Genomic DNA, 19,644 nt, shown 5'->3' on the forward strand with positions numbered 1-19,644 from the left:
GTTACGCAAATACCTCGGCATCGGCAAGCAGTTTGCCTTCGCGATCCTTTGCCGACAGCAGCGGTTCGCCCTGGAACGGCCAGTCGATCCCGATCGCAGGGTCGTTCCAGGCGATGCATCGTTCATGCTGGGGGGCGTAATAGTCCGTCGTCTTGTACAGGAAGTCCGCCGACTCGCTCAGCACCACAAACCCGTGGGCGAACCCCGCCGGCACCCACAACTGGCGGTGGTTGTCCTCCGACAGTTCGGTGCCTTCCCAGCGGCCGAAGGTCGGTGAGCTGCGGCGAACATCGACGGCCACGTCGAACACCCGCCCGCGTACCACCCGCACCAGCTTGCCCTGAGGCTGCAGCAACTGGTAGTGCAATCCGCGCAGCACGCCTTGCGCCGAACGCGAGTGGTTGTCCTGCACGAAACTCACGTCCAGCCCGCATGCATCGCGAAACGCGCGTGCGTTGAAGCTTTCGAGGAAAAAACCGCGACTGTCGCCGAACACCTTCGGCTCCAGGATCAGCACTTCAGGGATGGAGGTCGGGATCACCCTCATCAGAACACCCGGTCTTCGAGCAGTCGCTTCAGGTACTGACCATAGCCATTCTTGGCCAATGGCGCGGCAAGCGCCTGCAACTGTGCGTTGTCGATCCAGCCCGCGCGCCAGGCGATCTCTTCCGGACACGCAATCTTCAGCCCCTGTCGCTTCTCGATGGTCTGGATGAACAGACCGGCCTCGAGCAGGCTTTCGTGGGTGCCGGTATCGAGCCAGGCATGGCCGCGGCCCATGACCTGCACGTCGAGTGCGCCCCATTCGAGGTACTGCCGGTTCACGTCGGTGATCTCGAGTTCGCCGCGCGCGCTGGGCTCGAGGGCTTTCGCCACCTCCACCACGCGCGCATCGTAGAAATAGAGTCCGGTCACCGCATAGCGGCTCTTCGGTTTGGCCGGTTTTTCCTCGAGACTGATCGCGCGACCTTCGGCGTCGAATTCGACCACGCCGTAGCGCTCGGGGTCGTTCACCGGGTAAGCGAACACGGTGGCACCGGTCTCGCTGCTGCCGGCGGTGCGCAAGTCCTTTGCGATCTCGTGACCGTAGAACAGGTTGTCGCCCAGCACCAGGGCCGACGGACCGCCGTCGAGGAAGTGTTCGCCAATGACGAAGGCCTGCGCCAGGCCGTCGGGGCTGGGCTGCACTGCATAGCTCAGCTCGATGCCCCACTGCCGGCCGTCGCCCAGCAACTGTTCGAAGCGGGGCGTGTCTTGCGGGGTGGAGATGATCAGGATGTCGCGGATCCCCGCCAGCAGCAAGGTGGACAATGGGTAGTAGATCATCGGTTTGTCGTACACCGGCAGCAACTGCTTGGACACGGCCAGCGTAGCCGGATGCAGCCGGGTGCCCGAGCCCCCGGCGAGGATGATGCCTTTGCGTTGTTTGGTCATAAGGTCTCGTCGAGCATGCGCCTGACCCCTGTTTGCCATGCCGGCAGAAAAAGGGCAAACGCGTTGCACAGCCTGGTGGTATCCAGCCGTGAATTGTGCGGGCGGGCGGCGGCAGTGGGGTAGGCCGAGGTGGGGATCGGTTCGATCTCGTCGACCTGGAGTGCCACGCCGTGCCGGCGCGCTTCGTCGATCACGAAGGCCGCGTAGCCGTGCCAGCAGGTCTCGCCGGCGGCGGCCAGATGGTAGGTCCCGAGCAGTTCCGGTCGGCTCCGCACGGCGCGCACGGCGTGGGCAGTCACGTCCGCGATCAGATCCGCGCCGGTCGGCGCGCCGAACTGGTCGGCAATCACGGTCAGCCGTTCGCGCTCCGCAGCCAGACGCAGCATGGTTTTTGCGAAGTTGCCGCCGCGCGCCGCATACACCCACGAAGTGCGTAAGATCAGGTGGGCACAGGCACTGGCGCGAATTGCATTTTCGCCGTCGAGTTTGCTCCGGCCATATACCGACAGCGGTCCGGTGACGTCGTCCTCCTGCCACGGCCGCGTGCCGCTGCCATCGAACACATAGTCGGTCGAGTAATGCACCAGCACGGCGCCGCGCTCGGCTGCGGCTTGCGCCAGGACCGACGGCGCCGCGGCATTGATCCGCGTGGCCGGCCCGATGTCGCCTTCGGCCTTGTCCACCGCGGTGTAGGCCGCGGCATTGACGATCACGTCCGGTGCCACCGTGTCGACCGTGGCCCGCAGCGCGTGCAGATCGGAGAGATCGCCGCACAGGCCCGGTGCGCCATGGCGGTCCAGCGCCACCACTTCGCCCAGCGGCGCCAGCGCCCGCTGCAGTTCCCAGCCGACCTGACCGTTCTTGCCCAGCAGCAGAATCTTCACGCCATCGCCTCGTCACGGCCGCCGTAATTGGCCGATACCCACTCGCGGTAGGCGCCGCTCTGCACGTTGGCGACCCACGCCGGGTTGGCCAGATACCACTCCACGGTCTTGCGGATACCGGTTTCGAAGGTCTCCGCCGGGCGCCAGCCCAGCTCGCGCTCGACCTTGCGTGCGTCGATCGCATAGCGCCGGTCGTGCCCGGGGCGGTCCTTCACATGGGTGATCAGGCGGCTGTAGCTGCCGGCCGGATCGGGGCGCAGCTCGTCGAGCAGCGCACAGACGGTATGCACGATCTCGAGGTTGGGTTTTTCGTTCCAGCCGCCGATGTTGTAGGTTTCGCCGACGCGGCCGCGCGCGAGCACTTCACGGATCGCGCTGCAGTGGTCCTTCACGTACAGCCAGTCGCGCACGTTCTGGCCGTCGCCGTAGATCGGCAGCGGTTTGCCCGCGAGCGCGTTGACGATCATCAGCGGGATCAGCTTTTCGGGAAAGTGATAGGGGCCGTAGTTGTTCGAGCAGTTGGTGGTGACCACCGGCAAACCATAGGTGTGAAACCAGGCCCGCACCAGGTGGTCTGACGCCGCCTTGCTCGCCGAATACGGGCTGTTGGGCTGGTAGGGGTGGGTTTCGGTGAATGGAGCGTCGTGCGGCCCGAGCGAGCCATAGACTTCGTCGGTGCTGACGTGGTGAAAGCGGAACGCCGCCTTGTCGTCGCCGTCGAGCGCCGTCCAGTAGGTGCGTGCGGCCTCGAGCAGGGTGAAGGTGCCTTCGACATTGGTGCGGATGAATTCGCCCGGACCATGGATCGAGCGGTCCACATGGCTTTCTGCGGCAAAATGCACGATCGCCCGCGGCCGCCAGGTGTTCAGCACACGGTCGACCAGGCTGCGGTCGCAGATGTCGCCGCGCTCGAACACATGACGCGGATCGCCGGCGAGCGCGCTCAGGGTTTCCATGTTGCCCGCATAGGTGAGCGCATCCAGATTGAGCACCGGCTCGTCATAAGCGGCCAGCCAGTCGAGGACGAAATTGCCACCAATGAAACCTGCGCCACCGGTTACCAGAATCACGGAAAAACCCTCGGAGAAAAGCGATGGCCATACTATCGCATCGCGGCCGTGCATTGCATCCGGGAAAGGCTGCAAGGCTGTGTATCGTGCCACTGAAGTTTCCCGTCGATCTGCCGATAATCCACCTTACACGGGTGCCCGGGCGCATGGCCCGGGCGCCGACGACCGACGGAGACAGGATTGAAGAACAGGATTACGCCGACCCAGCAGGAAGTCCGTCTCGGGGCCGACGAGATGATCGTGACCAAGACCGACCTGACCGGGCGGATCACCTACGCCAATCGTACCTTCATGCGCATCTCCAATTTCCCCGAGCGCGACTTGCTGGGCGTGCAGCACAACATCGTGCGCCACCCTGACATGCCGCGCGGGGTGTATCGCTTCATGTGGGAAACGCTGAAGGGCGGACGCGAGTTCTTCGGCCTGGTGAAGAACATGAGCTCCGACGGGAGTTTCTACTGGGTGTTCGCCAACGTGACCCCCGATATGGATGGCGCGGGGCGCACGACCGGCTACTTCTCGGTGCGTCGGCCGCCGCCTGCCAGCGCCGTGCGGGCGGTGATCCCGGTGTATGAGGCGATGATGCGGGCCGAGCGCGAGGCCGGCCCGGCGAGCGCGCCCGATGCCTCGATGGCCTTGCTCAAGAAGATGATTGCCGACCAGAACACGACTTATGACAAGTTCGTGCTCGCGCTGTATCAAGCCTGAGCCGCGGAGAACCCCTTGACCGACATGACTTTGCGCACGACGACCAACGGCACCAGCGGCCGGGCGCCGTTTCTCGACCGCCAGTTTCTCATCTACTGTCTGGTCTTCGTCGCCCTGACGACCGCGCTGGCCGGGTGGCAGACCTGGCTGCACGGCATCGACGGGCCGGTGGTGGTGATTCCGGTGCTGGCGATCGGTTTCAGCATCTATGCCTGGCGCCGTTTTCAGCGCCCGCTCGCCACCCTGAACCGGATGGAGGAGGTGATCCTTGCCTGTCGCGACGGCAATCTGCACCAGCGCATCACCCACACCGCAGGGCTGGGCGAGGTGGGCAAGGTGGCCTGGGAGTTCAATGAATTCCTCGATCTCGTCGAAACCTACTTCAAGGAGATCACCACCTGTTTTCGCCTGGTGGGCGAGGGACAGTACTACCGCCGGGGGCTGGTGCACGGGCTGCCGGGGGAGTTCGCATCGTCGCTGGACAACATCAACGGGGCCATCCAGGGGATGGAAGACAACGCGCGCTTCGTGGCGCAGCATCGTCTCGGGGCCGAATTGCATGCGCTCAATACCGTCAATCTGCTGCGCAACCTGAAGGGAAACCAGGCCGACCTGATCCATGTGTCGAACGAGATGGACGGCGTGGTCGGGATCGCGGAAGAAAACCGTCAGGGCGCCACCCGCAGTCGCGCAGAGATGGGCCGCATCGGAGAGGCCCTGGAGGGGATCAACGAGCGCATGCAGACGATGACGAGCGCGGCAGGCGAACTCGGCGAGGCGAGCACCACGATCGGGCGCGCCGTGCACATCATTTCCGAGATCACCGATCAGACCAATCTGCTGGCGCTCAATGCGGCCATCGAGGCGGCACGCGCGGGAGAGGTCGGACGCGGCTTCGCGGTGGTGGCCGACGAGGTGCGCAAGCTGGCCGAGCGCACCAAGGCCGCCACCACCGAGATCAGCCAGATCATCGAGGGCTTTCGCGGCCGGGTGGAGGCGATGGTCGAGCAAACCGCGGCCGTGGGCGAGCAGAGCGCGCGGGTGAGTGGCGAGGTTGCGACCTTCCGTGAACGGTTCGCGGCGGTGGCCTCATCGGCGGAGGCGACGATCGAGCATCTCGACCGGGCGAAGGATTTCTCGTTTGCCTCGCTGGTGAAGATGGATCACATCATCTACATGCAGAACGCCTATGTGTCGATGGAAGCAAAGGGTGAAGGCGAGGAGGCGGCCGCGATCGCCATCGATCACCACGATTGCCGGCTGGGCAAGTGGTACTACGACGGTACGGGCAAGTCGCTGTTCGGCTCGACGCGCGGGTTTGCCGAACTCGACAAACCGCACGCGAAGGTGCACGACTCGGTGCATCGCGCGCTCGCGGGGATCAGGACCGATTCGGTCAACGAGGACGAATCCCGGGAGCGCATCGTGACCGCGATGGAGAGTGCCGAGGCCGGCAGCCGCGACGTGATCCGCCTGATCAGCCAGATGGTGACCGAGAAGCACGGCGTCTGAAGCGGGTGCCGCGGGTGGCGGTCAGGCCGGCTCTCCGAGTATGTGGGTTGCCGCCACGCAACGGTCGTCGCCCAGCGTCATCAGCACGAACAGGCGCTCGGCCACGGTGTTCGCCAGGGCCATGCGGCGGGCGATCAGCGCGGTGGCCTGCGGGTCGACAACGACAAAATCGGCTTCCTTGCCGGGTTCGAAATTGCCGATGCGATCGTCGAGGTATAGGCTGCGCGCCCCCCCGAGCGTAGCCAGATAGAACGCCCGCTCCGCCGACAGGTGCTGTCCCTTGAGCTGCAGCACTTTGTAGGCTTCACCCAGCGTTTGCAGCATCGAGAAGCTGGTGCCGCCGCCGACGTCGGTGCCGATCCCGATCCGCACCCCCAGTGCGTGCGCTTGATCGAGGTCGAACAGGCCCGAGCCCAGGAACAGGTTCGAGGTCGGGCAGAAGCTCATCGCCGCGCCGGTCGTGGCCATGCGCCGGCGGTCGCGGTCGTCGATCCAGATGCAGTGGGCGTACACGCTGCGTGGACCGAGCTGACCGTAGCGGTCGTAGACGTCGAGGTAGCTGCGTGCGTCCGGATGCAGTTCGGCGACCCAGGCCACTTCGGCCCGGTTCTCGGCCACGTGCGACTGCAGGTAGACCCCCGGGTGCTCGGCGTACAACTGTCCAGCCAGCAACATCTGCTCGTGGCTCGAGGTGGCTGCGAAGCGCGGGGTGACGGCGTACAGCAGGCGATCGCGGCCGTGCCATTGGTCGATCAGTGCCTTCGATTCGGCATAGCCGGTTGCGGCCGTGTCGGCGAGGAAGTCCGGGCAGTTGCGGTCCATCAGCACCTTGCCCGTAATCAGCCGCATGCGGCGCTGCTGCGCCGCCTCGAACAGGGCGTCGACCGAGGCCGGGTGTACGGTGGCGAAGGCCAGCGCGGTGGTCGTGCCGTTCTTCAGCAGTTCGTCGCAGAAGAAGCCGGCGACCTCGGCGGCATGTGCCGGATCGGCGAAACGGCGCTCGGCGGGGAAGGTGTATTTTTCCAGCCAGGTGAGCAGTTGCTCGCCATGGCTGGCGATGATGTCGATCTGGGCGTAATGGACATGGGTGTCCACGAAGCCCGGCATCACGAGCTTGCCGCGGTAGTCGGTGATGCGGGCGTCGGTCGGAAGGGTGCCGAGCAGGGCCTCGGCGGGGCCGCATGCGGCGACACGGCCGCCATCGATGAGGAGCAGGCCGTCGGCGACGTGGACGAGCGCCGCCGCGCCGGCATCGGCCGGATCGGCGGTGAAGTGGAGGAGTTCGCCGCGCACGGCATGGAGGGGTGTGGTCATCGTCAGGCGCCTTCGTCGGTACGGATATCGGAGTCAGGTGCCCATTCCGGGCACCGGCCCGGCAGGGCGGGCTTCAGCTCGCCGCAGGGGGCGATCCGGGCACAAGCACCGGACATTGGCACCTGCGGCCGACTGAAGTCGGTCCTACGGCAAGCGTTGTCGCCGATCCAGTGATTTATCTTGTATTGGGCAGCTTCGACGCCACGCCCTCGACGAAGAAATCCATCTTGCCGAGCGCGCCGTCATCCATGACCGCACCCGCGGCCAGGCGTTCGGTGCCGGACTGGTCGACGATCGGGCCGGTGAACGGGTGAAAGGTGCCGGCCTTGAGCTTGCGCTCGAGGTTGGCGACCGTCTTCCTGACCGCGGCAGGCACGGCCGGACTGAGCGGGGCGAGGCGGATCATGCCGTCCTTGAACCCGCCCCAGACCGCGGTCGGCTTCCACGTGCCGGCGAGCACCTCCTGCGCGGTTCTGGTGTAGAACTCGCCCCAGTGGTGGGTGGTGGCGGTGAGCTGTGCCGTCGGGCCGTAACGGGACATGTCGGAGTGGTAGCCGAAGGCGTGGATGGCTTTTTCTTCTGCGGCCTGGACCACGGCGGTGGAGTCGGTGTGCTGAGTGAGCATATCGGCGCCCTGGCTGATCAGGGTCATCGCCGCGTCACGTTCCTTGCCCGGGTCATACCAGGTGTTGACCCAGATCACCCGCACCTCGGCCTTGGGGTTGACGCTCCTGGCGCCCATGGTGAAGGCGTTGATGCCCTGCAGCACTTCCGGAATCGGGAACGCGGCCACGTAGCCGAGCACATTGGACTTGGTCATCTTGCCGGCGATGACGCCGTTCAGATAGCGGCCCTCGTAGAAGCGGGCGTTGTAGGTACCGAAGTTCTTGCCCGATTTATAGCCGGTGGCATGCAGGAAGGTGACCGCGGGAAATTGCCTGGCGACGCGCTCGACATAGTTCATGTAGCCGAAGCTGGTGGCGAACACGATCTTGTGGCCGCTGGCGGCGAATCCGCGGATGACGCGCTCGGCATCGGCGCCTTCGGTGACGTTCTCGACGTACTTGGTCTGGACCTTGTCGCCGAGCGCCTTTTCCAGCGCCTTGCGGCCTTCGTCGTGCTGGAAGGTCCAGCCGGCGTCGCCGATCGGACTGACGTACACGAATCCGATCCTGGCTGGTTCCTGTGCCTCCGCGCCGACCGGCAGGGTGGCGGCAAGGACGAGCGCTGCGGCCGTGAGCACGAAGTGACGGCGTCGAGTCATGCGGGTTCTCCTTCCGGACCTCGGGGGTTGAGCCTGGCCGGCATCATAACGCGGGTCCTGGCCTCAGCGCCCCGCGAACAGCTGATTCAGTTTGTTGCCGGCGCCGATGTAGTCCTCGCGCTCGTCGATGCGTTGCTGGAGGAAGGCTTCCAGTTGCGGGTAGGCGTTGACCGCGAGATCGAGCAGCGGGTCGCCACCGGGCTGATAGGCGCCGACCGCGATCAGGTCGCGGGAACGCTGGTAGCGCGAGAACAGTTGCTTGAACTGGCGTACCTTGTTGAAGTGCTCGTCGCCGACCATGTTGTGCATGGCGCGCGAGATCGATTGTTCGATGTCGATCGCGGGGTAGTGGCCCTGGTCGGCAAGTGCGCGGGTGAGCACGATGTGACCGTCGAGAATCGCGCGCGCGGAATCCGCGATCGGATCCTGCTGATCGTCGCCTTCGGCGAGCACGGTGTAGAAGGCGGTGATCGAGCCGCCACCCTCCGGTCCATTGCCGGCGCGCTCCACCAGTGCCGGCATGCGGGCGAATACCGACGGCGGATAGCCGCGGGTGACGGGGGGCTCGCCGATGGCGAGGGCAATTTCGCGTTGGGCCATGGCATAACGGGTCAGCGAATCCATGACCAGCAACACCTGCTTGCCCTGATCGCGAAAATACTCGGCGATCGTGGTGGCATAGGCGGCGCCCTGCAGCCGCATCAACGGGCTGGTATCGGCCGGTGCGGCAACCACCACCGAGCGTTCGAGGCCGACGCTGCCGAGGCTGTGCTCGATGAATTCCTTGACCTCGCGACCTCGTTCGCCGATCAGGCCGACCACGATCACATCGGCTTCGGTATAGCGCGCCATCATGCCGATCAGCACCGACTTGCCGACCCCCGAGCCGGCAAACAGGCCGAGCCGCTGGCCGCGGCCGATGGTGAGCAGGCTGTTGATCGCGCGGATGCCGACGTCGAGGGGGGTGCGGATCGGCGCCCGGTTGAGCGGGTTGATCGGGCGCCCCTGCAGCGAGCGGGTCTCCACCGTCTGCAGCGGGCCGAGGGCGTCGAGCGGACGGCCGGCACCGTCGATTACCCGGCCGAGCAGGGCGTTGCCCACCGGCAGGTGCTTGGCCCGGTCCGATGCGCGCCGTCGCGGCCCGAGCGGCTTGCCGGGGACCAGGCGCGGCTGGCTCACCTCCATCGGCAACACCTGGGCGCCGGGGGCGAGGCCGAACACGTCGTCGGTCGGCATCATGAACAGCTTTTCGCCGTTGAAGCCCACGACTTCCGCTTCGACATAGCCGCCCCCGGGCGCCAGCACCATGCATCCCGAGCCGAGCGGCAGGCGCAGACCGGCCGCCTCCATCACCAGACCGTTGATGCGGGTCAGGCGCCCCGCACTCTGGAACGGGGTCGCGCCCTCGACCAGGCGCTTGCCGTCCTGCAGGAAGGTGCGCCAGGTTTCGCCGTGACGTTGCATCAGTCCTCCACCACCCAGCGCGCGTTGCTGCGGCCGAGGCTCTCGAGCACGCGGCGCCAGCGGGTTTCCATGGTGGCATCGATCTGGGCGCCGGAGGCTTCCACCCGGCAGCCGCCGCGTGCGATGCCGCTGTCCTCGATCAGGCGGTGGCCGCCGTGGCCGAGTTGTTCGCCGAGATGTTCGCGGATCAGTGCGAGGTCGTCCGGGTGGAGCCGGATCTGGGCATGGGCCTGGGGCAACTGGGCGAGTGCGGCGCGTACGGTGTCGACGATGCCGTCCGGATGCGCGGCGAGGGTGTGCTGCAGCACCTGGCGGGCAATCTCGATCGACAGGGCGAGCAGATCCTCGGCGACCTCGGTATCGAGGTGGCCGAGCGCCTGATCGAGATCGTCGGCCAGGCCATGCAAACGCTCGGCTTCGGCCTCGACGCGCGCCTTGCCGTCGGCATAGCCGGCCTTGCACCCGGCTTCGAGCCCGGCGGCATGACCTGCGGCATAGCCCTCGGCGTGGCCCGCAGCGTGTGCTTCCTCGTGCATGCGTTCGATGTCGTCCGCGGTCGGCAGCTTGAAATCGGCCGGCAGCGACGGCATCGTCGGCGGTTGCGACACCTGTCCGGAGTCCGCTTCGGCGGGCGCGGCCGGGTCGTGTTCCGGCACGGGCGCTGCCGGTGCATCGTCGAACGAGGGCGGATCCCAGCGCTGATAGGCGCCCACGGCCTGATGGCGCGAGATGCTCATTGCCCGACTCGCTTAAACGAAGCCATCGTCGCCGCCCTTGGTGGCCATCACGACCTGGCCTTCCTCCGCCAGACGGCGGACGATCTTGAGGATTTCCTTCTGTTCGGCCTCGACTTCGGAGAGCCGCACCGGCCCCTTGGCCTCGAGATCCTCGCGCATCATCTCGGCGGCACGGCTCGACATGTTCTTGAAGATCTTCTCGCGCAGTTCGGGGGCCGCGCCCTTGAGGGCGATGATCAGCGAGTCGGACTGCACTTCGCGCAGCAGGGTCTGGATGCCGCGATCGTCGATGTCCATCAGGTTCTCGAACACGAACATCTCGTCGAGGATCTTCTGCGCGAGGTCGGGGTCGTAGTCGCGGACATTGTCGATGACCGCGGTTTCGACCGCAGAGCCGACGAAGTTCAGGATCTCGGCCGCATGGCGCACGCCGCCCATGGCCGCCTTCTTGGAGCTCGATGCGCCCGACAGCATCCGCGTCAGGGCTTCGTTGAGCTCCTTGAGCGCGGTCGGCTGCACCCCGTCGAGGGTGGCGATGCGCAGGATCACGTCGTTGCGCAGGCGATCGGTGAAATGCTTGAGGATCTCGCCGGCCTGGTCGAACTCGAGGTGGACCAGGATGGTGGCGATGATCTGCGGATGCTCGTTCTTGATCAGGTCGGCGGCGGTGGCGGCATCCATCCACTTCAGGCTTTCGATGCCGGCGGTGTCCGAGCCCTGCAGCACGCGCGAAATGAGGTGTGCCGCACGTTCATCGCCGAGCGCCTTGGTCAGCATTTCACGGATCTGGTCCTCATCGGCGTGGATCGGCGAACCCTTGTCGAAGTGTGCGGTGAGCTCTTCCAGCAGGGGGGCGACTTTCGACCGTTGCTGGGCCGGCATGGTCGCCATCTTCATGCCCAGCTTCTGCACCTCGCGCGGGCCGAGATGCTTGAGCACCTCGGACGCTTCGTCCGGCCCCAGCGTGAGCAGCAGCAGGGCGGCTTTCTCGATTCCTTCTTCCGGCGTGCTCACTTGCGTGCCTCCTCGTTGAGCCCCATCCACTCCTTGACCAGGGTGGCGACCATCTTCGGATCGCTGCGGGCAAGCTGGCGGGCGCGTTCGAGGCGGGCCTCGTAACTGTCGCCCTGTGCTGCCGCGGAGAGCCTGACTTCAACATCCTCCTCGCCCTCTTCGCGTTCGATCCCCGCTTCCTCGCGTTCTTCCGCTGTCTTCGGCGCCACGGCGCGCAGCAGCGGGCGCACAATGCCGAAGTAGGCGAACAGCAACACCGCGATCACCAGCAGATACTTCAGCCCTTCCTTGCCGAGATCGATGATCTCGGGATCTTTCCACAGCGGCAGTTCCGGCTCGGTGGTGACCGTGGTCGCAAACGGGCTGGTGGCAACATTGAGGGTGTCGCCACGCACCGGGTTGTAACCCATGGCCTCCCGCACCAGATTGGTAATGCGGGTGATGTCTTCGTCGGTCGGCGGCACGACTTGCGGGTTGCCATTGGGCAGCGTGGTCGAGCGATGGTTCACCACGACCGCAACCGACAGACGCTTGATCTGGCCGAGGGCCTGTCTGGTGTGCTGAATGGTACGGTCGAGCTCGTAGTTGAGCAGCGCGCTGCGGTTGCTGGTCGCCGGCAGCTGACCATTGACCGCCGGGCCGGGCGGCACCGCCGGTGCGGTGATCGGGGCGGTGGCCGGCACCGGCGGCTGATTGGTGAGCGCGCCGGGCACGCCTTCGGGGCCGGGCTCGCGCGACAGTTGTTCGGTGGTTTGCTGGCTGCGGATCGCCTGGTCGGGCGAGGGGTTGGGTTTGAAGCTTTCGGCAGTCTGCTCGACCTGGTTGAAATCGACATCGGCCGTGACTTGGGCGCGGAAATTGCCCTTGCCGACCAGCGGCTCGAGGATGGTCTCGATCCGGCGGATGAAGGTCGCCTCGAGCTCGCGCACGTATTCGAGCTGGGTCGGATCGAGGCCGGCACGGCGCAGCGGGTCGGACTGGGTGGTGAGCAGTTCGCCATTCTGGTTGACGATGCTGACCCCGGATTCGGGCATGCGCGGCACGCTGGAGGACACCAGATGCACGATACCGGCGATCTGGCTGGCATCGAGGACGCGTCCGGGCCGCAACTGCACCATCACCGAGGCGGTGGGTTTCTGGTCGTCGCGCAGGAATGCGGTCTGCTTGGGCATGGCCAGATGCACCCGGGCGCTCATGACCGATGCGATCGACTGCACGGTGCGCGACAGTTCGCCTTCGAGTGCGCGCTGATAATTGACCTGTTCGTTGAACTGCGACACGCCCAGCTTCTGGGTGTCCATCAGTTCGAAGCCCACCAGCCCGCCCTTGGGCAGGCCCTCGGCGGCCAGTCGCAGGCGCACGTCGTGCACCTGCGATTGCGGCACCAGGATGGCGCGGCCGTCCGGTGACATGCGGTAGGGCACGTTCTGTTGCTGCAGCGCATTGATGATCTGGCCGCCGTCCCGCTCTTCCAGATTGGAGAACAGCACCGCGTAATCGGGCGCACGGTTCCACAGCAGCACGCCGACGACCAGGGCGATGGCGATCGCCAGCGCGGCAGCGGCGGCGAGTTTCTGCTGTTGCGACAACGCGTTGATGTTCTGCAATATCTGCTGCAGCCGGGCGTTGATGACGCTGGCGGGCGGAGCGGCGACGTTTTCTGCGGTAGCCATGTGGAACCCCTGATGCATGCCCTTTTATGGATGTCGGCATTGTCCGCCCGGGGCGGCAAGCGTCGTCGGCGGATAAGCGGCATTTTTTGCCGCCTGTTTGCCGGTTACCATACGGTTGTCAGCACTTAGAGTGCCAGCCATGAAACTGGAGAAGTGCCAGTCGTGAACCGATCGCCCACCCTGCCGACCGCCGCCGCCCCTGCCGCCCCCCCGCTGGACGCAGTCCAGCTGGCCGAAGCCTTTGCGCTGTTCAGTCGTGCCTCGGAGGAGCTATCCACGGCCTACAATGCGCTGCAGGGCCAGGTCGTGCAACTGACCGAACGCCTCACCGTGCTGATGGGCGCCCTGCCTGCGGGCGTGGTGGTGGTGAATCGCGCCGGTGAGGTGGTCCAGGTCAACCGCGCGGCAGAGTTGCTGTTCGGCCCGGATCTTCCCGGCAAGGCGTGGCAGGGCGTGGCATCCGCACTGCAGTCCACCGAAACCCCGGGCGAGATGAGCTTCGACCGCCCCGAAGGCGCACGCCGGCTGGCGGTGTCGGAGACGGCGCTGGAGTCGGGCGACGAGCGCATCCTGCTGCTCCATGACGTGACCGAGACCCATCGCATGCGCCTGGCGGCCGAGCGCAACGAGCGTCTGGCGGCGATGGGCGAGATGGTGGCCGGACTCGCGCACCAGTTGCGCACGCCACTGGCTGCAGCCTTGCTATACACCGGCAATCTGCGCCAGCCCGAGCTGGGACCGGCGGAGCGGGCGATGGTCGCCGAGCGCGCAATCGAGCGCATGCGCTACCTCGAACGTCTGATCCGCGACATGCTGCTGTTCGCTCGTGGCGACAGTCTCGGACGACAGGATTTCGGCGTGTGCGAACTCGCCGCCGAGCTCGCCCACACGCTGGAGCCGCTGGCCCGTGCGCGCCAGATCGAGTTCATCGGCCGCTGCGACTGCGGCGAGCTTGCGGTTCATGGCGACCGCAAGGCGCTCGGTGGCGCGCTGACCAACCTGCTGGAAAACGCGATCCAGGCCACGGACCCTGGCGGACGGGTGAGTTGCGAGGTCGAAAGCGGCCCCGGGGCGCAGGGCATGGAGGTCCGCTTCGTGATCCGCGACACTGGGCGCGGGATTGCGCCCGACGTGCAGGGACGGCTATTCGACCCCTTTTTTACCACCCGTGCAGAAGGCACCGGCCTCGGTCTCGCGATCGCCCGTGGCGTGGCGCGCGGGCATGGCGGCGACATCGCGCTGCACTCGGTGCCCGGTGCCGGTTCCACCTTCACCCTGTTCCTGCCCATTTCCAAGCCTCCCGGCGCCGATAGCGGCGCTGTCGCGGGCGGAGTCCGAGCATCATGATCGAACACCTCAACATCCTCGTCGTCGAGGACGATGCCGCACTGCGCGATGCCGTGTGCTTCACCCTCGAGATGGCCGGGCACGGCGTGACCGGCGTCGACGGCGGTCCGTCGGCGCTGGCCGAACTGGAGCGGCAGTCGTTCAACCTTGTCGTCTCCGACCTGCGCATGCAGCCGATGGACGGGCTCGAACTGCTGGGTGAGATTCGCAGCCGCTTGCCGCAGTTGCCGGTGCTGCTGATGACCGCCTACGGCGATGTGGACAAGGCGGTTGCGGCGATGCGTGGCGGCGCCTGCGACTTCCTGATGAAACCGTTCGAGCCCGAACTGCTGCTCGAGAACGTGCGCCGCTATGCGGCCGTGCAACCCGGTGCGGCCGACACCATTGCCGAGGACCTGCATACCCGCAACCTGCTGGCGCTGGCCGCGCGCGTCGCCGAGACCGACGCCACCGTGCTGCTGACCGGCGAGTCCGGTACCGGCAAGGAAGTGTTCGCACGCTACATCCATCACCATTCCCCGCGCGCCAAGGCGGCGTTCGTCGCGATCAACTGTGCCGCGATTCCGGAGAACCTCCTCGAAGCGACCCTGTTCGGCTACGAGAAGGGCGCCTTCACCGGTGCCCAGAGCGCTCAGCCGGGCAAGTTCGAGCAAGCCCAGAACGGCACCATCCTGCTCGACGAAATATCGGAAATGCCGCTCGGTTTGCAGGCCAAGATGCTGCGCGTGCTGCAGGAGCGCGAGGTGGAACGGGTGGGCGGCAAGAAGCCGATTGCGCTCGATATCCGGGTACTCGCCACCAGCAACCGCGACATGCTCAAGGAGATTGCCAGCGGCCGTTTCCGCGAGGACCTGTACTACCGCCTGAACGTGTTTCCGCTTGCCATTCCGGCGCTGCGCGAGCGCCCGGGGGATATTGTGCCGCTGGCGCACCACTTCCTCGGTCGCCACGCCCAGCGTGCCGGCCGGCAGGTACGATTCTCGCCCGAGGCAGAGCTGCTGCTGCGGCGTTATCGTTGGCCGGGCAACGTACGCGAGCTGGAGAACACCGCCCATCGCGCCTTGATCCTGACCGGCGGTGATACGGTAAGCGCGGAGACCATCCGCCTGTGCCTGCCGCACTGGACCGGAGAGGGCGCGGAGGCGACGGCTGCAGTGCCGCCCGCCGCGTCGTGGCAGCCTGCGCCGCCGGCCGCGGCGGCGGGGGTGACCGGCAATACGGCGGCAATTTTTGCCGCTGCGGCGTTTTCGCCGGCGCCCGATCCGGCTGCCCGACCGGCGAACATGAAGGATCTGGAACGCGAGCACATCCTCGGCACGCTGCGCGAGATGGGCGGTTCGCGGAAGAAGACCGTTGAAAAGCTGGGGATCTCGGAACGTACCTTGCGCTACAAGCTGCAGCAGTACCGTGACGAGGGCCACGATGTCTAAGTGGAAGCGGGTGGTGGCACAGGGATTGCTCTGCTATTCTCAGAACCAAGGTAACCCGAAGCCGGGGGAGTAAGCATGGAAACCCGCGGAATTGATCAAATGCTGTCCGAGCTGCGCTCGGTGTCTCAGGCCGCCCAGAACAAGCCGGTTCAGGGCGCTGATGCTGCGGGCGGCGTCAATTTTGCCGATGTGCTCAATGGTGCATTGAAGGACGTCAGTGCGGCGCAAAGTGAGGCCCGTTCAATGGCGCAGGATTTCTCCGCCGGCGACCCGAACGTGAATCTGCAGGACGTGATGGTGAATCTGCAGAAGGCCAATCTCTCGTTCCAGCAGATGGTGCAGGTGCGCAATCGCCTCGTCAGTGCCTATCAGGACATCATGAATATGCCGGTCTGACCGCCGGTCGTACAGCAACAAACAACGACGCCGCTCCTGGACCAAGACCTCGAGCGGCGTTGTCGCGTCAGAGCCCGCCGCGCTCGCGTGCGCTGCGTTCGCGCTCGGTGCGGAAGATGTAGCGCTGGATCCGGGTGTCGGCGGCACGCGCCAAATCAACGAATCGGCAGCCGACGCGGAGGGTTTCACTGCCGCTACGTCCGGTCTGGCGGGAGATGTTGCGCACTTCGATCCGAACCGAAAGCGGTTCGCCTTCGGGTAGATTCAGGCGGCAATCTTCCAGCGTGGCACCGATCACAACCCCGGTGCTCTCGGCAGGCAGTTGCAGGCCGAGCCCGCCGGCACTGATATCGAGTACTCGTGCTTCGATCGGGGTGGCGTCCGGAAGCGCGGCATCGACGGCCAGGCGACACACCAGGTCATCGGCCAAGGGAACATGGAGGCGATAGTACTCGCGCCGTTGCAGACGCAGCATCTGTGCCGGCACCGGTGCTGCAAAAGCCGGGCGGCCATCTACCTGGACCTCGGTCACGTCGCTCACCGAGAACTGGATGCGGATCTTCTCGAACTGGGTCACGCATGCCAGCTGGTCTGCCTGCAGCGCCCGCCGGTTGATCACCTGATCGGGGCTGACGTCGAAGAACAACCACTCTTCGTCATCCGACAGGGTGATCAGTGCGGTCAGAAACGACTGGTTGCCGGGTGACAGATGGGCGCTGACCAGCGCATGGCCGTCGATCAACTCCTGCAGCAACTGGCGGATCTGGCGTCGCCCATGGAGCAGGTACTGTTCGAGATTGGCCGTCGGCAGCGGTTCGGCGGGCTCGGTTTGGTGTGGTTCGGACATGCCTGGACAAGACCTTGCGGGCAAGAGGGACGATGAGGGTGCTTATATCACGACAGGCACCCCCGTTAGTGCCCGGCTGTTCGAAGTGTGAGCGATTGCGCGGCAACTCGCGGTCGTTTCGATGGCTCAGTAGTTGCCGCGCTCGCGGGCATTGCGTTCGCGTTCGATCTTGAGGATGTAGCGCTGGATGACGGTGTCTGCATTGCGCGGCAGGTCGAGAAACTGGCAGCCTGCCCGGAGCATCTCGACGCCATTGCGGTTCACCAGGCGAAACAGGTTGCGCACCACCAGCCGGGTACCGATCGGATCGGCGTCGGGGAGGCGCAGTGTGCAGTCCGGAAATTCCATGTGGGGCTCGAAGGCCACCCCGCTCGGCGGTACCGCGACCGCAATGCCCCCACCACCGATGTCGATGATGCGCACGGCGACCGTGGTGCCGCCATCGGCCGCGTCGGCAATCGGGATCGTACACGTCACCGACTGGGTGACCGGGGTGTGCAGGCGATAGAATTCCCGCCGTTGCAGCCGCAACACCGTATCCGGCAGTGGCGTACGAAATGCCGGGCGGCCGTCGACCTGCATCCGCGTCGGGGTGCCGATGGTGAACTGGATACGGACGTTGTGCAGTTGGGTAACACAGGTGACCTGTGCCGCTTGCGCAACCCTGGTGTTGATCGACTCGTCGGTGCTGCCGTCGAGCAGGAGCGCGCTGTCGTTGTCGGTGAGGCTGAGCAGTGCGGTCAGGAAGGACTGGTTGCCGGGACTGAGGTGGGCGGTAATCAGCGCACGCCCGGTCACGAGACTGGCAAGGGTATGGCGGATCTCGCGCTCGTCGCGCAGCAGGTATTTTTCGTCGTCATCGGCGCGCAGCAGTTCGACCCGGGTCTGTTCGTTATCGTTGGCCATGCGGCTTCGGTGCGGGATAGCAGTTGTGAAGTGTCAGCGCAGAGCTTATAGCATGAGGCCACGTCGCGGTGCATCGACTTCAGCGCGGCCGGTCGGGACCGAGGTCGCGTTCGCCGTGTCGGTGCTCGTCGTCGGCGGCATTGCCCATCAGGCCGGAGAGGGCCAGTGGAGGCACGGTGCGTGCATCGCCCTGTTCGATCCGGTAGAGCCAGGCGAGGAGTTCGGCGATGACCACATAGAGTTGTGGCGGGATGCGTGCATCGAGATCGACCTGCATCAGCAGGGAGACCAGTTCCGGCGATTCATGCACGTACACCCCGGCTTCGCGGGCGCGTTCGATGATCTCCTGCGCGATCAGGCCGCGGCCCTTGGCCACCACGCGCGGCGCGGCGTCGCCGGTCGAGTAGGTGAGGGCGACCGCCTCGCCGCGGCCGGGTTCGGAGAGATTATCCGCGTTCATCACGCAACTCCACGACCAGTCCGGTGAGCGGCACATTGGCCGCGGACAGCGCCCCTTCGAGATCTGCGCGGCCGGCTTCGAGTGCCGCGATCGTGGCCGGCTCGTCCGCGCGCAGGCGCAGGGCAACCCCGGCCGGCGTCAGGTGCAACTGGGCCTCCATGCCGCCCAGGCGCGGCAGGCTCAGGCGCAGGGTGCTGTTCCAGTCATCCGCCGTGTCGCCATCGTCACCTTCGCGCCCGCCGCGCGGGTCCTCGATGATCCAGTCGATCTTCTGTCCCGGCCATGCCATGCCGTGCCATATGTACTGATTGGTCGCCAGCGCATCGAGCTGCTGGTGGACGATGGGCAAGGCACGTTCCGAAACCGCTGCAGGGCGCGCGGCGGCTTCCGCACTCGAGCCCGATGCGATGCCTCGTGCCGGTTCGCCCTCGGCACCACCGGCGGCGGCAGCGATTGCCGGGTTGCCCGCGCTGCCGCCGGTGGCCACGGTCGTGGCAGCGGCAGGATTGCCCGCCAGCGTGGCGGGTGCGGGCCGTCCCGCGATCTGGGCGGCCTGGCCGGCGGGTTGTGGCCCGGACTGCGCCTGCGGTTCGCGCTGCAAGGCGGCGAGATCGGTCTTGCCCGAGAGCCATTGTGCCTGGTGAGATTCGTAGAAGAGTCCGCTTTGGGTCAGCGCCTGCCGCAGCATCGGCACCAGCACCGCGCCGTTGCTGGGCGGAGCGCTGACCAGCGGCTGGTTGTTGGCAAGGAGCGCCGGCCTGGGCGCCGGCTGGCCGGTAAGCAGGAAACTGATGAGCTTGCCGGCCTGGCTCAGGGTCGAGGGCGCGGAACTGTTGGCCTGCGCCGCCGCCGCGGGGTCGGCCAGGCGGGCAAACACGGCCTTCGGTGTGGTTTGTGCGACCACCAGTTCGAGGGTGTCGCCCGCCTTGGCGGCCGTGTTGAGCGACAGCGTGACCTGTTGCCCGGCCACCAGCGCGCGAAAGCTGCCATCCGGTAGGGTGCGCTGCAAGGTGGCGAAAAAACGTTGTCCGGGGACCAGTTCCGGGAGCTGCGCCTGGATCTCGCGGGCGCGCTGCAGCCCGGCCACCGGAGGTTCGGTGTTGAAGAAGCTGGCTTCGTTGAGCAGGCGAAGCCTGGCCGCGAGGTCGGCGGGAATCATCGGACGGGTTCCCTGGCCAGGTGGC

Annotated in this window: 19 protein-coding genes; 5 read left to right on the plus strand and 14 right to left on the minus strand. The window is 66.1% G+C overall.

All coding sequences use genetic code 11. From position 1 onward, the window contains the following. Window position 1: 1 nt before the first annotated feature. From rfbC to rfbB, 4 genes are read right to left on the minus strand one after another with little or no spacing between them, the layout of a single operon-like run. Window positions 2–547 carry a dTDP-4-dehydrorhamnose 3,5-epimerase gene (gene rfbC / locus AC3A35_RS06505; protein ID WP_487435146.1) on the minus strand — a complete coding sequence of 182 codons (546 nt, stop codon included), beginning with the start codon at window positions 545–547 and terminating at the stop codon, window positions 2–4. Further along, window positions 547–1,434, minus strand: a complete 888-nt coding sequence (gene rfbA / locus AC3A35_RS06510; RefSeq protein ID WP_487435147.1) for a glucose-1-phosphate thymidylyltransferase RfbA — start codon at window positions 1,432–1,434, stop codon at window positions 547–549. The genes rfbC and rfbA overlap by 1 nt, the downstream gene beginning before the upstream one ends. Then, window positions 1,431–2,318 carry a dTDP-4-dehydrorhamnose reductase gene (gene rfbD, locus AC3A35_RS06515; RefSeq protein ID WP_487435148.1) on the minus strand — a complete coding sequence of 296 codons (888 nt, stop codon included), beginning with the start codon at window positions 2,316–2,318 and terminating at the stop codon, window positions 1,431–1,433. The genes rfbA and rfbD overlap by 4 nt, the downstream gene beginning before the upstream one ends. Continuing rightward, a complete protein-coding gene (rfbB, locus tag AC3A35_RS06520; RefSeq protein WP_487435149.1) occupies window positions 2,315–3,388 on the minus strand; it encodes a dTDP-glucose 4,6-dehydratase in 1,074 nt (357 codons plus the stop codon). The genes rfbD and rfbB overlap by 4 nt, the downstream gene beginning before the upstream one ends. Window positions 3,389–3,568: 180 nt before the next feature. Between rfbB and AC3A35_RS06525 the strand changes: the two genes are divergently transcribed. Next, on the plus strand, window positions 3,569–4,096 hold the full coding sequence (locus AC3A35_RS06525; protein ID WP_487435150.1) for a PAS domain-containing protein: 528 nt from the start codon (window positions 3,569–3,571) through the stop codon (window positions 4,094–4,096). A gap of 24 nt (window positions 4,097–4,120) precedes the next feature. Then, window positions 4,121–5,608: a methyl-accepting chemotaxis protein gene (locus AC3A35_RS06530; protein ID WP_487435377.1), complete on the plus strand. Its 1,488-nt coding sequence runs from the start codon at window positions 4,121–4,123 to the stop codon at window positions 5,606–5,608. A 21-nt stretch (window positions 5,609–5,629) separates the two neighbouring features. On the opposite strand, the gene guaD is transcribed toward AC3A35_RS06530, so the two are convergent. The 6 genes from guaD to fliF form a co-directional block, all read right to left on the minus strand. Beyond that, a complete protein-coding gene (gene guaD / locus AC3A35_RS06535) occupies window positions 5,630–6,922 on the minus strand; it encodes a guanine deaminase (protein ID WP_487435151.1) in 1,293 nt (430 codons plus the stop codon). Window positions 6,923–7,097: 175 nt separating this feature from the next. Continuing rightward, complete coding sequence (locus AC3A35_RS06540; protein WP_487435152.1) at window positions 7,098–8,186, minus strand: BMP family ABC transporter substrate-binding protein; 1,089 nt, start codon at window positions 8,184–8,186, stop codon at window positions 7,098–7,100. 63 nt (window positions 8,187–8,249) lie between these two features. Beyond that, on the minus strand, window positions 8,250–9,650 hold the full coding sequence (gene fliI, locus AC3A35_RS06545) for a flagellar protein export ATPase FliI (protein ID WP_487435153.1): 1,401 nt from the start codon (window positions 9,648–9,650) through the stop codon (window positions 8,250–8,252). Beyond that, window positions 9,650–10,387 (minus strand): flagellar assembly protein FliH, encoded by a 738-nt coding sequence (locus tag AC3A35_RS06550; RefSeq protein ID WP_487435154.1) that lies wholly within the window; start codon window positions 10,385–10,387, stop codon window positions 9,650–9,652. The genes fliI and AC3A35_RS06550 overlap by 1 nt, the downstream gene beginning before the upstream one ends. Before the next feature lie 12 nt (window positions 10,388–10,399). Beyond that, entirely contained in the window at window positions 10,400–11,401 is a 1,002-nt protein-coding gene (gene fliG, locus AC3A35_RS06555; RefSeq protein ID WP_487435155.1) for a flagellar motor switch protein FliG, read from the minus strand. Beyond that, entirely contained in the window at window positions 11,398–13,074 is a 1,677-nt protein-coding gene (fliF, locus tag AC3A35_RS06560; RefSeq protein ID WP_487435156.1) for a flagellar basal-body MS-ring/collar protein FliF, read from the minus strand. The genes fliG and fliF overlap by 4 nt, the downstream gene beginning before the upstream one ends. 153 nt (window positions 13,075–13,227) lie before the next feature. On the opposite strand from fliF, the gene AC3A35_RS06565 reads away from it, so the two are divergent. The 3 genes from AC3A35_RS06565 to fliE all read left to right on the plus strand — a co-directional run bounded on the left by AC3A35_RS06565 (window position 13,228) and on the right by fliE (window position 16,247). After that, on the plus strand, window positions 13,228–14,421 hold the full coding sequence (locus tag AC3A35_RS06565; RefSeq protein ID WP_487435157.1) for a sensor histidine kinase: 1,194 nt from the start codon (window positions 13,228–13,230) through the stop codon (window positions 14,419–14,421). Further along, window positions 14,418–15,851 carry a sigma-54-dependent transcriptional regulator gene (locus AC3A35_RS06570; protein WP_487435158.1) on the plus strand — a complete coding sequence of 478 codons (1,434 nt, stop codon included), beginning with the start codon at window positions 14,418–14,420 and terminating at the stop codon, window positions 15,849–15,851. Before AC3A35_RS06565 ends, AC3A35_RS06570 begins: the two co-directional genes overlap by 4 nt. 75 nt (window positions 15,852–15,926) lie before the next feature. Next, window positions 15,927–16,247: a flagellar hook-basal body complex protein FliE gene (fliE, locus tag AC3A35_RS06575; protein ID WP_487435159.1), complete on the plus strand. Its 321-nt coding sequence runs from the start codon at window positions 15,927–15,929 to the stop codon at window positions 16,245–16,247. A gap of 67 nt (window positions 16,248–16,314) precedes the next feature. On the opposite strand, the gene AC3A35_RS06580 is transcribed toward fliE, so the two are convergent. From AC3A35_RS06580 to fliK, 4 genes are all read right to left on the minus strand, one after another. Beyond that, window positions 16,315–17,094, minus strand: a complete 780-nt coding sequence (locus AC3A35_RS06580) for a flagellar brake protein (RefSeq protein WP_487435161.1) — start codon at window positions 17,092–17,094, stop codon at window positions 16,315–16,317. 126 nt (window positions 17,095–17,220) lie between these two features. Beyond that, window positions 17,221–18,000 (minus strand): flagellar brake protein, encoded by a 780-nt coding sequence (locus AC3A35_RS06585; protein ID WP_487435162.1) that lies wholly within the window; start codon window positions 17,998–18,000, stop codon window positions 17,221–17,223. A 79-nt stretch (window positions 18,001–18,079) separates the two neighbouring features. Next, window positions 18,080–18,460, minus strand: coding sequence for an EscU/YscU/HrcU family type III secretion system export apparatus switch protein (locus AC3A35_RS06590; protein ID WP_487435163.1), 381 nt, complete (start codon window positions 18,458–18,460; stop codon window positions 18,080–18,082). Further along, the gene (fliK, locus tag AC3A35_RS06595) at window positions 18,447–19,619 is read right to left on the minus strand and encodes a flagellar hook-length control protein FliK (RefSeq protein ID WP_487435164.1); all 1,173 of its coding nucleotides are present in this window, start codon (window positions 19,617–19,619) and stop codon (window positions 18,447–18,449) included. The genes AC3A35_RS06590 and fliK overlap by 14 nt, the downstream gene beginning before the upstream one ends. Between the last annotated feature and the right edge of the window lie 25 nt (window positions 19,620–19,644).

The sequence above is a fragment of the Azoarcus sp. Soil_N_20 genome, assembly GCF_057656155.1.